14 protein-coding genes are annotated in these 14,746 nt (G+C 60.5%); 11 read left to right on the top strand and 3 right to left on the bottom strand.

All coding sequences use genetic code 11. The features are described from left to right. Nucleotides 1-7: 7 nt before the first annotated feature. Entirely contained in the window at nucleotides 8-652 is a 645-nt protein-coding gene (yihA, locus tag OC605_RS24195) for a ribosome biogenesis GTP-binding protein YihA/YsxC (RefSeq protein WP_150637305.1), read from the bottom strand. Nucleotides 653-843: 191 nt separating this feature from the next. On the opposite strand from yihA, the gene OC605_RS24190 reads away from it, so the two are divergent. The 7 genes from OC605_RS24190 to OC605_RS24160 all read left to right on the top strand — a co-directional run bounded on the left by OC605_RS24190 (nucleotide 844) and on the right by OC605_RS24160 (nucleotide 8,110). Then, nucleotides 844-1,149 (top strand): c-type cytochrome, encoded by a 306-nt coding sequence (locus OC605_RS24190; protein ID WP_016772347.1) that lies wholly within the window; start codon nucleotides 844-846, stop codon nucleotides 1,147-1,149. Between the two features lie 30 nt (nucleotides 1,150-1,179). Beyond that, the gene (locus OC605_RS24185; protein ID WP_186568659.1) at nucleotides 1,180-1,791 is read left to right on the top strand and encodes a c-type cytochrome; all 612 of its coding nucleotides are present in this window, start codon (nucleotides 1,180-1,182) and stop codon (nucleotides 1,789-1,791) included. Between the two features lie 199 nt (nucleotides 1,792-1,990). Next, entirely contained in the window at nucleotides 1,991-2,632 is a 642-nt protein-coding gene (locus OC605_RS24180) for a thiol:disulfide interchange protein DsbA/DsbL (protein WP_262139967.1), read from the top strand. Between the two features lie 14 nt (nucleotides 2,633-2,646). Next, nucleotides 2,647-3,525 carry an endonuclease/exonuclease/phosphatase family protein gene (locus OC605_RS24175; RefSeq protein ID WP_024014985.1) on the top strand — a complete coding sequence of 293 codons (879 nt, stop codon included), beginning with the start codon at nucleotides 2,647-2,649 and terminating at the stop codon, nucleotides 3,523-3,525. Beyond that, nucleotides 3,522-5,537 (top strand): GGDEF domain-containing protein, encoded by a 2,016-nt coding sequence (locus OC605_RS24170; RefSeq protein WP_262139965.1) that lies wholly within the window; start codon nucleotides 3,522-3,524, stop codon nucleotides 5,535-5,537. Before OC605_RS24175 ends, OC605_RS24170 begins: the two co-directional genes overlap by 4 nt. A 101-nt stretch (nucleotides 5,538-5,638) precedes the next feature. After that, on the top strand, nucleotides 5,639-6,421 hold the full coding sequence (locus tag OC605_RS24165; RefSeq protein WP_262139963.1) for an N-acetylmuramoyl-L-alanine amidase: 783 nt from the start codon (nucleotides 5,639-5,641) through the stop codon (nucleotides 6,419-6,421). 75 nt (nucleotides 6,422-6,496) lie between these two features. Next, nucleotides 6,497-8,110 (top strand): EAL domain-containing protein, encoded by a 1,614-nt coding sequence (locus OC605_RS24160; protein WP_076564816.1) that lies wholly within the window; start codon nucleotides 6,497-6,499, stop codon nucleotides 8,108-8,110. Here OC605_RS24160 and OC605_RS24155 read toward each other — a convergent pair. Both OC605_RS24155 and algB read right to left on the bottom strand, forming a co-directional pair. Then, the gene (locus tag OC605_RS24155) at nucleotides 8,107-9,897 is read right to left on the bottom strand and encodes an ATP-binding protein (RefSeq protein WP_262139960.1); all 1,791 of its coding nucleotides are present in this window, start codon (nucleotides 9,895-9,897) and stop codon (nucleotides 8,107-8,109) included. The genes OC605_RS24160 and OC605_RS24155 overlap by 4 nt on opposite strands. Before the next feature lie 10 nt (nucleotides 9,898-9,907). Next, a complete protein-coding gene (gene algB, locus OC605_RS24150; RefSeq protein WP_024014980.1) occupies nucleotides 9,908-11,254 on the bottom strand; it encodes a sigma-54-dependent response regulator transcription factor AlgB in 1,347 nt (448 codons plus the stop codon). Nucleotides 11,255-11,682: 428 nt separating this feature from the next. On the opposite strand from algB, the gene OC605_RS24145 reads away from it, so the two are divergent. The 4 genes from OC605_RS24145 to gltP all read left to right on the top strand — a co-directional run bounded on the left by OC605_RS24145 (nucleotide 11,683) and on the right by gltP (nucleotide 14,721). After that, complete coding sequence (locus tag OC605_RS24145) at nucleotides 11,683-11,967, top strand: hypothetical protein (RefSeq protein WP_024014979.1); 285 nt, start codon at nucleotides 11,683-11,685, stop codon at nucleotides 11,965-11,967. A 74-nt stretch (nucleotides 11,968-12,041) separates the two neighbouring features. Continuing rightward, nucleotides 12,042-12,206 (top strand): DUF1328 domain-containing protein, encoded by a 165-nt coding sequence (locus OC605_RS24140; protein WP_003177151.1) that lies wholly within the window; start codon nucleotides 12,042-12,044, stop codon nucleotides 12,204-12,206. A 2-nt stretch (nucleotides 12,207-12,208) separates the two neighbouring features. Further along, nucleotides 12,209-12,673, top strand: a complete 465-nt coding sequence (locus tag OC605_RS24135) for an inhibitor of vertebrate lysozyme family protein (protein WP_016772356.1) — start codon at nucleotides 12,209-12,211, stop codon at nucleotides 12,671-12,673. Between the two features lie 716 nt (nucleotides 12,674-13,389). Further along, nucleotides 13,390-14,721, top strand: a complete 1,332-nt coding sequence (gene gltP / locus OC605_RS24130; protein WP_024014978.1) for a glutamate/aspartate:proton symporter GltP — start codon at nucleotides 13,390-13,392, stop codon at nucleotides 14,719-14,721. Nucleotides 14,722-14,746 lie beyond the last annotated feature (25 nt).

Here is a 14,746-nt window from a genome sequence, read left to right as displayed (position 1 = left end):
TCTGAATTTACTCGGCAGCGGCCTCGGTGTTTTTGTCTGCCAGTTCCATCCAGTCGGCCAGTACAGTGTAGGCCTCTTCCAGGCCCATGCGTTTTGGTGCGGAGAACAACTGGATGGTGATCGAGTCGCCCCAGCCTTTGCGGATTTCCGACTGTACTTTCAACAAGGTGTTCTTGGCTGCGCCGTAGGTGAGCTTGTCGGCCTTGGTCAGCAGGATGTGCATCGGCATGCCGGCGGCGACGGCCCAGTCGAGCATCAGCAGGTCGAAGTCGGTCATCGGATGGCGGATGTCCATCATCAGGATCAGACCTTTCAAACTCTCCCGACCACCGAGGTAAGCCTCGAGGTGGCGCTGCCAGTGTTGCTTGAGCGGGATCGGTACTTTTGCATAACCGTACCCCGGCAGGTCGACCAGACGGCGATCTTCGTCTAGCTTGAAGAAGTTCAACAGCTGTGTGCGACCCGGAGTTTTCGAGGTGCGCGCCAGGCTGGCGTGGGTCAGGGTGTTCAGCGCGCTGGATTTGCCAGCGTTGGAACGACCGGCAAACGCCACTTCGAAGCCTTCGTCGTCTGGGCATTGATCGACTTTGGCGGCACTGAGCATGAACGTGGACTGTTGGCACAGGCCGAGGATGGGATTCTTGAGTTGCATGGGATTTCCGATGTGGGCGGCGCCGGGATTGGGCGCGGAACGCGGTGTCGCTTCCGTTTCAGTGACGCCAGTATATAATGCCGCAGATTTTGTGTGTGCTTTGTCCCAGCGAAGGATGAAGTTCACGAGAGCGACAGACTTTGATTGCGCATTAGAACGCAGAACGCTCTCAACCCTGAAAAGGTCGTTTTATGACGAAATGGCTGCTGGCTGCCGGAGTCTTGATGCCGCTTTACAGCGCACAGGCTACACAGGATCCGGAAGCTGTGTACAACCGTGTTTGTGGTGCCTGTCATTCCGGCCAACTACCCATGGCGCCCGCAAGAGGCGATCAGGAAGCTTGGACGCCGAGGTTGGCGAAAGGTATGGGGACGCTGGTGCAACACGTGACCCAGGGTTTCAAGGCGATGCCGCCGCGTGGTTTGTGCATGGACTGCAGTGCCGAGGATTACCAGGCCATCATCCTTTGGATGAGCGAGAGTAAGCCCGGTCCATAACTTAACCCTTAGCCGTAGTTGGATTAGCTGATGAACAAATTGATCGTGAGTCTGCTGTTGACCGTGGGAATTTCAGGTCTCGCCCATGCTGCCGGCGATGCCGCAGCAGGCCAGGCCAAAGCTGCCGTGTGCGGAGCCTGCCATGGCCCGGACGGCAACAGCATGGCGCCAAACTTTCCGAAACTGGCAGGTCAAGGTGAACGCTACCTCGACAAGCAATTGCACGACATCAAGTCGGGCAAGCGCGTGGTGCTGGAAATGACCGGGCTGCTGACCAACCTGAATGATCAGGATCTGGCCGACATCGCCGCGTACTTCGCCAGCCAGAAAGGCAGCGTCGGCGCCGCCGATCCGAAGATCGTCGCTCGCGGTGAAGCGCTGTTCCGTGGCGGCAACCTGGAAAAAGGTCTGCCAGCCTGCACCGGCTGCCACTCGCCGAACGGCTCCGGCAATGCTGCAGCAGGCTTCCCCCATCTGGGTGGCCAGCATGCGCAATACATCGCCAAGCAGCTGACCGATTTCCGCAAGGAAGACGGCGGTCGCGCCAACGACGGCGACGCGATGACCATGCGCACCATCGCACGCAAGCTGAGCGACGAAGACATCGCTGCGGTTTCCAGCTACATCCAGGGCCTGCACTGAGGCCCTGAATCGAGGGCTGAACGAGGCGCGCAGCGCCGGCCACGTTAACGCTCGATTAATCCTTCGCAGCAAGTATAAAAAGGGTGGCTTTGGCCGCCCTTTTTTGTGGCCGCTGCCGTTACACTACAGCACTCATGCCCGCCAGGATCTGTGTCGCAACAGGTCGAGCGAGGCGACCCAAATTGTTCAGGAGTAAAGCATGCGTAATCTGATCATCAGCGCCGCCCTCGTCGCTGCCAGCCTGTTCGGCGTCACCGCCCAGGCCGCTGAAGCCCCTGCCGCCCCTTACGTCGAACTGGCCAACCCGGTCCCGGTGGCAGAGCCTGGCAAAATCGAAGTGGTCGAGCTGTTCTGGTATGGCTGCCCGCATTGCTACGCTTTTGAGCCGGTGATCAATCCATGGGTTGAAAAACTGCCGTCCGACGTCAACTTCGTGCGCATTCCTGCCATGTTCGGCGGCCCATGGGACGCTCACGGCCAGATGTTCCTGACCCTGGAAGCCATGGGTGTCGAGCACCAGGTGCACAACGCCGTGTTCAACGCGATCCAGAAAGAACACAAGAAGCTCACCGACAAGAACGACATGGCTGACTTCCTCGCCACTCAAGGCGTGGACAAGGACAAGTTCCTCGCCACCTTCGACTCGTTCGCTATCAAAGGCCAGATCATCAAGGCCCGTGAGCTGGCGAAGAAGTACGAAATCACTGGCGTGCCAACCATGATCGTCAATGGTAAATACCGCTTCGACATCGGCTCTGCCGGTGGTGCCGAGCAAGCCCTGAAACTGGCTGACGATCTGGTCGCCAAAGAGCGAGCGGCGAACAAGGCTGCTGCCAACTAAGCGCGGCATTCGCCATGCGCCGCTGGAAGTCCGAACGCATCGTTGGCCTGCATGATCCGCAGGTCAACGAGCATCATCTGGCGTCTACGGGCCTGCCCGCAGACCAGCGTCTGCGCTTGCTCAGTTTCAACATTCAGGTCGGCATCAGCACCGAGCGCTATCGGCATTACCTGACCCGCAGCTGGCAGCATCTGCTGCCGCACACCGGGCGTTCCGGCAATCTGCAGAAGATCGGTGACCTGCTCGGCGACTTCGATCTGGTCGCGCTGCAGGAAGCCGATGGTGGCAGCCTGCGTTCGGGCTACGTCAATCAGGTCGAACATCTGGCCCACCTCGGCGCCTTTCCCTACTGGTATCAACAACTCAATCGCAACCTCGGTCGACTGGCCCAGCACAGCAATGGCGTGCTCAGTCGCCTGAAGCCGTGGGCGATCGAGGATCACCCGCTGCCCGGCCCGAAAGGTCGCGGCGCGATCCTGCTGCGCTTCGGCGAAGGTCCGGAAGCGCTGGTGGTGGTGATGATGCACCTGGCCCTCGGCGCGCGGACGCGCAGCCTGCAACTGGCCTACATTCGTGATTTGATCAGCGGTTACAAGCATCAGGTGCTGATGGGCGACATGAATACCCATGCCAGCGACCTGCTCGAACACTCGCCGTTACGCGATCTCGGCCTGCTGGCCCCGCAGGTGGAAGCGACCTTCCCCAGCTGGCGCCCCCAGCGTTGCCTTGATCATATTCTGCTCAGCCCGACCCTGACCCTGGAAAAGGTCGAGGTGCTGGCCCAGCCCATTTCCGATCACCTGCCGGTCGCGGTGGAAATTCGTCTGCCGGGTTCGCTCACGGCTGACGCATTGCCCGCGTTGAGCCCTGCCCCTCGCGGAACCTGTGAATGAGCGACGACGCCCAGCGCTGGAAAGAGAAGTACCTCAAGAGCATCGAACAGCAGGACAAGCTCGAGCGCCGCTGGGCCGCGCGGCTCGACCTGCTGCGGCGCGGTCTGGTGCGCAGCACGCTGGCGGCCGAGGGCACCGACAAGGTCGTCGATCAGTGCATGAAAGAAATGCGCGAAGTCGTGCGTACCGATGACATGGACGCCGGCCTCGCCGCCCTGCTGCCGCGTCTGGAAAAAGCCGTGCTCGACTCCGAGCAGCGCCGTGAGACCCGCATTGATCAGGTCAGCACCGCGCTGACCGCGCTGGTCACCCAGTTGCAGGCCCTGCCACTGCCGCGCGAAGTCGCGCAACCGCTGAAGAAATTCGCCAAACAACTGGACAGCCGCGTCGGTCAGGCACGGGAAATGCCGCTGCTGCTGAGCGAACTCAGTGGCTTGCAGGGCAAGGCCTTGAGTCAGTTGGAAACGCCTGCCGAGCCTGGCCGGCCGGGGCTGTTGCAGCGTTTGTTTGGCAGCCGTGACGGTGAGGAAGCCGCTGCACCGGCGGCCGACATACCAGCAACACCAGTGCCGCAACCGGTCGAAGCCCGGCAACCTGAACCGGAGCCTGCGCAATCGGCACCGGTGGCCAACGTGGAGCCAGCGATCGCAGCGCCCGAGACCGTCATCGAGGCGCCTGTCCAGACGCCGCCTGATGAGCCGCAAGTCGTTGCGTTCGCTGCGCCTGTGGTCGCCGTTGAAGCCGAGCCAGCGCAGGTTGAACCAGCCGCTGACACCGAGATGACCGTCGCTGCGCCAGCAACCGAGGCGTTCAACCCCGACGAACTGAGCCACCCCGGCGATCCTTTCCCGCTGACTCTCGACAGCCTGCCCTTGCCCGAGCCGATTGCTCAGGCCTTGGCCGCCATCGACCCGGAGCAATCGGAGCACGACATCCTCTTCGCGCTGCCGGATTCTCCGGAGCCGTCCTACAGCTCCGTGGCCCGACATATCGAAGACACGCTGATCGGCCTGCTCGACGACCTGACCCTGCCCGAGCGCCACCGGCCGCAAGCCGAGGCCATGCGCGAACGGCTCAAACACGGGCTCAACTGGTACGAACTGCTACCGATCCTCGACGATCTCGCAACCTTGATGCTGGCGATTACCGACAGCGGTCAGCACGAATTCGAAGCCTATCTGCAGCAACTCAACGAACGCCTCGAAGCGTTTCAGAGCAACCTGCAAGCGGCCAGCGAAGGGCATGCCGACAATAGCTCGGCGGCGCGGGCCATGGACACGCAGATTCGCGAGCAGGTCGACGGCTTGCAGAGCAGCGTCCAGCAAGCAGCCGACCTCGATGACCTCAAGCATGTGCTGGAGAATCATCTGGAAGGCCTGCTGGGAACGATGGACCAGCACCAGAAGCAGCGCGACGCCCGCGAGCAGGAAGTCGCCGCCAGGTTGAAGAGCCTGTCGGAGCGCGTGGCGCATATGGAGCAGGAAGCCATGGGCTTCCGTGAACACCTAGAAGAGCAGCGGCAGAAAGCCCTGATTGATCCGCTCACCGGCCTGCCCAACCGCGCGGCGTGGAGCGAGCGCCTCGAGCATGAAATCCAGCAATGGCAGCAGCACGGCAACACCCTCAGCCTGGCCATGCTCGACCTCGATCACTTCAAGCGGATCAACGACAGCTACGGCCATCTGGCCGGCGACAAAGTGCTGAAGATCATCGCCACGGTATTGCGCAAACGCCTGCGCGGCTCGGATTTCATCGCCCGTTTTGGTGGTGAAGAGTTCGTGCTGTTGCTGCCCGCGACGCCACCAGCGGTGGGCGCGAAACTGCTGGAAACCCTGCGCGCGGCGATCGAAGCATGCCCGTTTCATTTCAAGGGCGAGCGAGTGACTATCACCATTTCCATGGGACTCGCGTCATTCCGGGTGGGAGAACACAGCGATCTGGTGCTGAAAAGAGCCGATCAGGCGCTGTACCGAGCAAAAAACGCCGGGCGCAACCGAGTCGAGCTCGGCTAAGGCAATTGTTCCATTTTGTTTAAATCCGCCCGCTGGCGGACTCTGAGCAAATCCGTACGTTACACTGTTGCATTATCGTTTTCAGCGTATCGTCCTCTGCCATGAAATTCCTTGCCCTTGTTGCCTCGCTGCTCGTCCTCGCCGGTTGCGCCAGCGGTCCGCGCTATGACACCACCCACCCTTCGGCCAATTACGACAGCCGCATCCAGTTCGTTGTGGTGCATTACACCTCGGCGTCGCTGGAGCGTTCGCTGCAATTGCTGACCCATGGCGACGTCAGCAGCCATTACCTGATCGGCGATGACAAGAGCGCCACCGTGTACAAGCTGATGGACGAAAACCAGCGCGCCTGGCACGCCGGCGAAAGTCAGTGGCAGGGCCGTACCTGGCTGAACTCCAGTTCCATCGGCATCGAAATCGTCAATCCCGGCTACAAGGACACCCCGACCGGGCGCCTGTGGTATCCGTACAGCGAAGCGCAGATCCAGTCGTTGATCACCCTGCTCAAGGACATCAGCAAACGCAACGGCATCAGCCCGCGGCACATCATCGGTCACAGTGACATCGCGCCGTTGCGCAAGCTTGATCCGGGGCCACTGTTCCCCTGGAAACGTCTCGCCGCCGAAGGTCTCGGCCTGTGGCCGAACGAGCAAGCAGTGGCGCGTCAGCAGGCGGTGTTCAACAGCAACCCGTTGCCGGAGATCGGCTGGTTCCAGGCGCAACTCGCGCGTCTGGGTTACGACACGCCGCAGACTGGCGAACTGGACGTCGCCACGCGCCATGTCCTCGCCGCGTTCCAGATGCATTACCGCCCTGCCCGCTTCGACGGCACCCCGGATGCACAAACCGCGGCACTTCTTTTGGTCCTCAATCAGACAAAATAATGACGCCCGCCCGACGGTAAGGGCGAAATCGCAATCAGCAGCTATAACTCATGGTAATTCTTCGGAAAATCCCTGATGGCTGCGACCCGAGAGACGCTGCGTAGCTGGTTTTATCGCCCTGTTTTTTTGGCGATGATCGCGGCTGTCCTCAGCGCCAGCCTGCTGATCGCCGGCGGTATGTTCGCGGCGATGCGCCAGATGGAAATGCGCGAGAGCCAGGAAATGAACGCCCAAGGCGAGCGTTTCCTCGCGCGCCTCGAACAATTGTTCGGCCAGTTGCGCGAAAGTCTCGACGACCTTGAAGCCCAGCCCTTGCGCGGCTGCGACGAAGAAATGATCGCGACCTTGCAGCAAGTCACCTTCAACTACCGCTTCGTCTACGAAGCCGCGTACATGGACGCCTCGCGGTTCTGCTCCAACCGTCCACGCCAGGAAGGACTGTCGTTGGTGCGCGCGCCGGACATTCAGGGCCCAACCTACAGCTATTGGCTGAATACCACCACCGAACCCGATGAAAACCGCGCGGCGCTGATGCTCGGTCGCGGCAACTTTCGTGTCGCTACCTCGCGCGGGCATTTGACCGACATGGTCGATCTGTCGTCCGGCAGCAGCCTGCTGGTGGTACTCGATCACGGCACTCGCGCGATTCCGGTGCTCGGCACCGCACAGACCTGGCCACCGACCGAACCCTGGCCACCGAAGAGCCCTGATGCGCTGCAAGTCACGCAAACGCGGCTGATCTATCGCATGCCCACCGACAACCCGGAATATCAATTGGTGCTGATTACGCCGCGCACGGGCATGCACGTCCCGGCGGTGTGGTGGTGGCTGTTGCCGGTGTGCCTGATCGCCGGGGCCGTTGTCGGCTTTCTGACCTTGCTGCTGGTGCGTCAGCGCCAGTCGCTGGATGCCGAGCTGCACGGGGCGATCCGCCGGGGTGAGTTGCAGGTGCTGTATCAGCCGATCTTCGATCTCGACAGCCGCAACTGCGTCGGCGCCGAAGCGCTGCTGCGCTGGCGGCGCCCGGACGGCACGCTGACCAGCCCCGACCTGTTCATTCCCATGGCGGAGAACACCGGGCAGATCCGGCAGATGACCGACTTCGTCTTGCAGCGTCTGCTCGAACAGCTGGGTCAGTTACTGCGCGCCAATCCGCAGCTGTATATCTCGGTGAACCTCGCGGCCTGCGATGTCATGGTGCCGCGCATCGGCCAGGTCATGGCGCGGCTGCTCGCGCTGCACCGTGTCGCCGCGCGGCAGATAGCCTTCGAAGTCACCGAGCGGGGTCTGATCGATGTGGTGGTGGCGCGGGAAAACCTGCAAGCCTTGCGCGACGTTGGCCATCAGGTGCTGATCGATGATTTCGGCACCGGCTATTGCAGCCTCGCCTATCTGCAGACCTTGCCAGTGGACTGCCTGAAGATCGATAAGGCGTTCATCGATGCGCTGGGCCATGACGCAGCGAGCAGCGGCGTCGCTCCGCACATCATTCACATGGCGCAGGCGCTGGATCTGAAAGTGATTGCCGAAGGTATCGAGCTGGAATCCCAGGCAGCGCTGCTCAGCAGTGAGGGGGTCAAGTTCGGTCAGGGCTGGCTGTTCGCTCACGCACTGAGCGCCGTGCAGTTCATTGAACTGATCACCCGTGGACGACGCCTGGCCGGACGGCGTATGGACGATGAAGCCTAAACCGCCAGCGCCATGTAGAACTGAGTGCCCTGCCCCGGCCGCGAATAAACGCCCATGCGCCCGCCGTGCAGCTGGACGATTTCCTTGCACAGCGCCAGCCCAAGGCCGGCACCACCCTTTTTGCGCCCGACCTGCACGAACGGCTCGAAAATCCGCCCCTGCTGGCCGTAGGCAATGCCTTCGCCATTGTCTTCGACGCTGATGATGACCCGCTCGCCATGGCGGCGTGCCTGCAGACGGATCTGCCCGTCGCGGGCGGTGTGCCGCAGGGCGTTGTCGATCAAGTTGTCGAGGACGCGATCAAGTTGCGCCTGATCAGCCTGCAACCTCGGCAGCGGGCCTTGAATCTCGACGTTCAGCGCAACACCTTTGGCCGCAGCCACGTCGGCAAAGCGCAGCTGCGCCTGCTCCAGCAAGTCTTCAATGGAACATGGCGCCAGAGTGAGTTTCTGTAGGCCGTTCTGGTAGCGCGAGAAGTTGAGCAAGTCGTTGATCAACTGCATCAGACGCTGCATTTCTTCGTTGACCGTATCCAGCAGGTCGGCTTCGCGCGATTCCGCCGGGAACTTGGCCCGCTCGCGAAACAGCCCGAAGGCCATGTGCATGCCCGTCACCGGCGTGCGCAGCTCGTGGGAAGCGCGCAAGACAAACTCACTGCGCACGCGCTCGAACGCGCGTTGCTCGGTGACGTCGTGCAGCACCATCACCGCGCCGAGAATATGCCCCTGGGTATGACTGACCGGCGTCAGGCTGTAGGTCAGCAGGCGCGATTCGCCATCGACTTCGATGCTCAGATCTTCCGGCGCGCGCTCCAGCGTGCCGCCGCGCAGGACCAATTGCAGTTGCGCATCCAGCTCCGGGCGCCCGAGTGCGGTGCCCAAGCCCTGGCCGAGCCGGTCGTCTTCCCAGCCCAACTGGCGCTGAGCCACAGGATTGAGGTGTTCGAGCTGGCCCTGGCGATCAATCATCAACAAACCGTCGTCGATACTGTCGAGCACCGCTTGCAAGCGCTGCTGACCAGCCAACAGTTCGTCGACATTCATCGCCTGGTGTTCGCGCAACGCCTCGGCCATCAGGCCGAAGCGTCGCGACAGCAGGTTGACTTCCATGGCCGTGGAAATCGGCAGGGTCACGTCATAGTTGCCCTGGCCGATGTTGTCGGCAGCCTTGGCCAGCGCTTCGATCGGCGCGCCGAAGCGTCGGGCGATGCCTTGGGCGGTGACGAAACCGATGATCAGTACCGCCAGCCCGACCAGGCCAAGCAGCCCGGCAATCAGCAACGCGCGTTCACGGGCAGCGTGCTGGACCGCGTTAATGGTTTCCAGCGCATGTTTGTGCTCAGCAATCAGGCCATTACGCAGAATGTTGAAGCGCTCGCGGAAATCCGCGGTGGTGCTGGCGTTCTTCGCCGCTTCGGCGGTCACGTCGAATGAGGCGAGGAAGTTCAGGTAGTCGGCTTTGGCCTGGCGGAAACCGTAAGGCTGGTCATAGCCCTCCGGCTGCTGGGCGATGCCTTGGTCGAGCAACTCGAAGTAGTGCTGTTTGGACGCTTCGAACGCAACGGGATCGGGTTTTTCGGCGAGCATGATGATCAATTGATCACCGAGGGTCTGGCGCAGCTTGAGCCCCAGATCCAGGGTGACGAAGTTGCTGCGCACCAGCGCTTCCTGTGACCCGGCCATCTGCATCACGCTGACCAGCCCGAGCAAGAGCCCGAGCAAGGCCACGGTGATCAACGCAGAAATGCTCAGGAACAGGCGCGTGCGCAGCTTGATCGCCAGTTTCATCGCGCAGTGCTCACAGGTTGTACTGCTTGCGTTTGCGATACAGGGTCGAGGCGTCGATGCCGAGGGTTTTCGCCGCTTGATCCAGAGTGCCGGCGGTGGCCAGCACCGCGCCGATGTGCGCTTTCTCCAGCTCGTCCAGGCTCAGCGCCGCGCCGACCCGTGGCGCGTTGTTGGCCGGTTGTTCGGCCATGCCCAGGTGGCTGATTTCCACGCGTTCCTGCGGGCAGATGATGCTGGCTCGCTCGACGACGTTGCGCAGTTCGCGAATGTTGCCCGGCCAGCGATAACCGAGCAGTGCTTCCCGGGCCTCATCGCTGAAGCCGCGCGCTGGGCGTGCGTACTCTTTGACGAAACGCGCAAGGAAACGATCGGCGAGGGTCAGGATGTCTTCGGCGCGCTCGCGCAGGGGCGGCAGATGCAGGGTGATGACGTTGAGGCGATAGAGCAGGTCTTCACGGAAACGTCCGTCGCGGACCATGTCTTCGAGATTGAGGTTGGTCGCAGCGAGGATGCGCACATCGGCGCGGCGAGTGACCGGATCGCCGACCCGCTCGTATTCCTTGTCCTGAATGAAGCGCAGCAACTTGGGCTGCAACGTCAGCGGAAAGTCGCCGATCTCGTCGAGAAACAGCGTGCCGCCGTCCGCCTGGTTGACTCGACCCAGCGTGCTTTCGCTGGCGCCGGTAAACGCGCCACGGCTATGGCCAAACAGCTCGCTTTCCATCAGCTCGGCAGTCAGCGACGGGCAGTTGATAGTGACGCAGGATTTCTTCTCGCGCTTGCTCCAGCCGTGGATCGCACGGGCCAGTTCACCTTTACCCGTGCCGGACTCGCCAAGGATAAGAATGTTGGCGTCGGTGCTTGCGACCTGCCGGGCCGTTTCCAGCACGACTTTCATCGCCGGGCTGTGGGAATCGAGACCGTCTTTCGGTTTGCGGATCTCGCCTTCCAGCGCTTCGAGGCGCGCGGAGAGCTGGCGCACTTCCAGCTGCTTGGCGGTGGCCAGGCGCAGTTGATCAGGGCTGCACGGCTTGACCAGATAATCGGCGGCGCCGGCCTGGATGGCATCAACGGCGGTGTCGACCGCCGAATGGGCGGTGACGATCACTACGCGCATCCACGGCGCCTGAATGCGCATCTGCGCGAGGACGTCGAGACCGTTGTCCTCGCCCAGGCGCAAATCAAGGAAGCACAGATCGAAGACCTGACGTTGCAGCAAAGCATCGGCCTGGGCCGCGCTATTGGCGGTGGCTACCGTATAGCCTTCGTCTTCGAGGCAATAACGAAACGTACGCAGGATGGCGGATTCATCGTCCACCAGCAGAATGCGGCCTTGTTGCTCAGTGGCAGATTCCATTTTTCCTACGCTCCATAGTGATTAGTCTTGGGTTAGTCCCGGAAAAATCGGGCAAGTTGCATGGTTGATTCTGAACGATACCAGCCATAGGAGGGTAGCTCTCTACTGCCATAACGGCCAATTCATTGATTTCGTTGAGTTTTAAAGCATTCTGCGTTTTGCAGGGCAGATCCTGCGTCCTCTTCTGACATCTGCGTACCGGTAGCAATTCCATATCATCGAAATTTCCCACGAAATAATCGTGCATTGCGCACGACCGCAGAAGAGCCATCGTGCAGGATGCGTCTTAGGAAATTTCTCAATCACGTATAACTTATTGTTTTTATTGGTTTTTTCACAGATTAAAAAACTGGCATGCAGGCTGCAATACCTTACTCAGCCCGGGCAGAACAGCACTGCCCCAACCGAACAAGCGTGAGGAACACAGGATGACTCGCCCAATCGCCGCCCAAGTACGTATTTCGCCACTGCAGATCCAGCAAGGTCTGTTCGGTGTACTGGCGTTGCTGATCACCCTGATCGTCTGCCAGCAGTACATGAGCTGGGAAAACAGCCGCAAACCCGAGCCACTGATTTCGATGCAGCACAGCACTCAAACGCACTTCAGTGCCGTGAGCAGCAGCCAGGCCGAGAACGCTTCGATGCACATGATCGATGTCGACCAGGCGCAACCGCTGGATCAATTGCCACGGGAAGAGCGCTGGGTTTTCTAAGCCTTTGAACACATTCGGGCGCGTAGCGCCGGAAACCGGAAACACCCCTAAATAGAGAAGTAAGGAGAATCACCATGTTGAGCTGGGCAATTACATTCTTGATCATTGCCATCATCGCCGCCGTTCTGGGCTTCGGTGGTATCGCGGGCACCGCCACGGGTATCGCCAAGATTCTCTTTGTCGTGTTCCTGGTGATGTTCATCGCTTCCTTCTTCTTTGGCCGTCGCGGCCGAGGTTAACGATGATCGGTCTCAAGACATTGGCCGCCGCCCTGCTTCTGGGCGGCAGTGCCATGGCCATGGCGGCCAATGACGGCCAGACCCGGGTCAACGAACTGCTCGCCTCCGACGCGCAGTACCGTGAAACCTGGGAAGGCGTGATCAAAAAGGAAGAGCGCGTACCGGAATGGGTGATCAACCTGTCCGGCACCTCCGAACAACAGATGCATGCCGTTACGGAAGATGGCGATCAGTATCTGGTCGGCCCGCTCTGCGAGAGTCAGGACAAGTGTCTGAATCACCGTTTGATCGTGGCCTTCAGCTTCGACAAGGATGACGCCTACGCCATGCTGGTCGATGTGCCGGAAGGTCTGCCGCAGGACAAGTCGCCGACGCGACACGCGACTTATCGCTTCTTCGGCAAACCTGATCAGGGCATGCAGGATCTGCTGATGGAAACCCTGAAGAAAGATCCTAAGTGGTACTGACGCAGGACGCGCAACGATTTCGAACACGAAAGCAGCGCCCCGCTGCTTTCCATTGCATCGCCCGATGAGGGTCGGTGCATGACCAGGGGGCCGGGATGTTCTGACTGATACAGGGTCGGAGTGACCTACGGGTACAGGGAGTACCTGCGCAAGGGCCGGGTCAGGGTAAAAGCTGCGCCGCAGGTTCGTCGACCCGGTGGTCTGACGAATCTGCGCTGGGCTTTGAATCCGCTAAAACATTGATCCAGCACGCCAAATTCCTTTTTTCAATCGTCGACACTGCGAGGAAAACATTTCGCGGTGTTTCCTGGCGACCGTATATCGACAAAGATCGCGCTCGTTCCGTGTGACTTCTAGTCTTGCGATTCAGACTTTTTCCGGAAATTTCCGCCGGTTTTGCCTGTGCAAAAATTTAACCAGGCCACGCTGTAACGGCCGGTTCACGGCACTTATGCCGGCACAAATGTCACAATCGAACCGCTTGGGACGCCAGTTTCAAATGAAAAAGCTCATGCCGATTAGGCATAGGGTAGGCGTTTACGGCATTAGACGGCGCCACCTTGCATCGGAATAGTTGCGCCTTTTTTCGCCCGCCGAAGAGCCGTAAACACTCGCTTCGGGGCACCTTATACGGAGGCAGATGCACAGACTTTTCCGCTGATGAGCGTTCCAGTTCCTGCATGTGCCTGAGTCAAACGCAAGTAAGGGTAAAGATAATGAAGAAGGCAAAAATCAGCCTCGCCTGGCAGATCCTCATCGGTCTGATTCTGGGGATTGCAATTGGTGCGTTGCTCAACCACTTCAGTGCCGAAAAGGCCTGGTGGATCAGCAACGTCCTGCAACCGGCAGGCGATATCTTTATCCGTCTGATCAAGATGATCGTGATCCCGATCGTCATTTCCTCGCTGATCGTCGGCATCGCTGGCGTCGGCGACGCCAAGAAGCTCGGGCGTATCGGCCTGAAGACGATCATCTATTTCGAGATCGTCACCACCATCGCCATCGTCGTCGGCCTGGTGCTGGCCAACGTGTTCCATCCGGGCACCGGCATCGACATGAGCACCCTGGGCACGGTGGATATCTCCAAGTATCAGGCGACCGCCGCCGAAGTGCAGCATGAACATGCATTCATCGAAACCATCCTCAACCTGATCCCGTCGAACATCTTCGCGGCCATGGCTCGCGGCGAAATGCTGCCGATCATCTTCTTCTCCGTGCTGTTCGGTCTCGGCCTGTCGAGCCTGCAGTCGGACCTGCGCGAGCCGCTGGTGAAGATGTTCCAGGGCGTTTCGGAAAGCATGTTCAAGGTCACCCACATGATCATGAACTACGCCCCGATCGGCGTGTTCGCACTGATCGCGGTGACCGTGGCCAACTTCGGCTTCGCCTCGCTGCTGCCGCTGGCGAAACTGGTGATCCTGGTTTACGTCGCCATCGCCTTCTTCGCCTTCGTCGTGCTGGGCCTGATCGCCAAGCTGTTCGGCTTCTCGGTGCTCAAGCTGATGCGCATCTTCAAGGATGAGCTGGTACTGGCCTACTCCACCGCCTCCTCGGAAACCGTGCTGCCACGTGTCATCGAGAAAATGGAAGCCTACGGCGCGCCGAAAGCCATCTGCAGCTTCGTGGTACCGACCGGTTACTCGTTCAACCTCGACGGCTCGACCCTGTACCAGTCGATCGCGGCGATCTTCATTGCCCAGCTGTATGGCATCGACCTGTCGATCAGCCAGCAACTGCTGCTGGTGTTGACGCTGATGGTCACCTCCAAAGGTATCGCCGGCGTACCGGGCGTGTCTTTCGTGGTGCTGCTGGCAACCTTGGGCAGCGTTGGCATCCCGCTGGAAGGCCTGGCATTCATCGCCGGTGTCGACCGCATCATGGACATGGCGCGTACCGCACTGAACGTGATCGGTAATGCTCTGGCGGTGCTGGTTATCGCGCGCTGGGAAGGCATGTACGACGACGCCAAGGGCGAGCGCTACTGGAACTCCCTGCCGCACTGGCGCAGCAAGGAAAAACTGCCGGCTGGCGAGATTTCCAAGAACTAAAGCGAAATCCTGTAGGAGCTGCCGG

Source organism: Pseudomonas sp. Marseille-Q5117, from assembly GCF_946901175.1.
GTDB lineage: Bacteria > Pseudomonadota > Gammaproteobacteria > Pseudomonadales > Pseudomonadaceae > Aquipseudomonas > Aquipseudomonas iranensis.
This window is presented reverse-complemented; position numbering and strand designations above follow the sequence as displayed.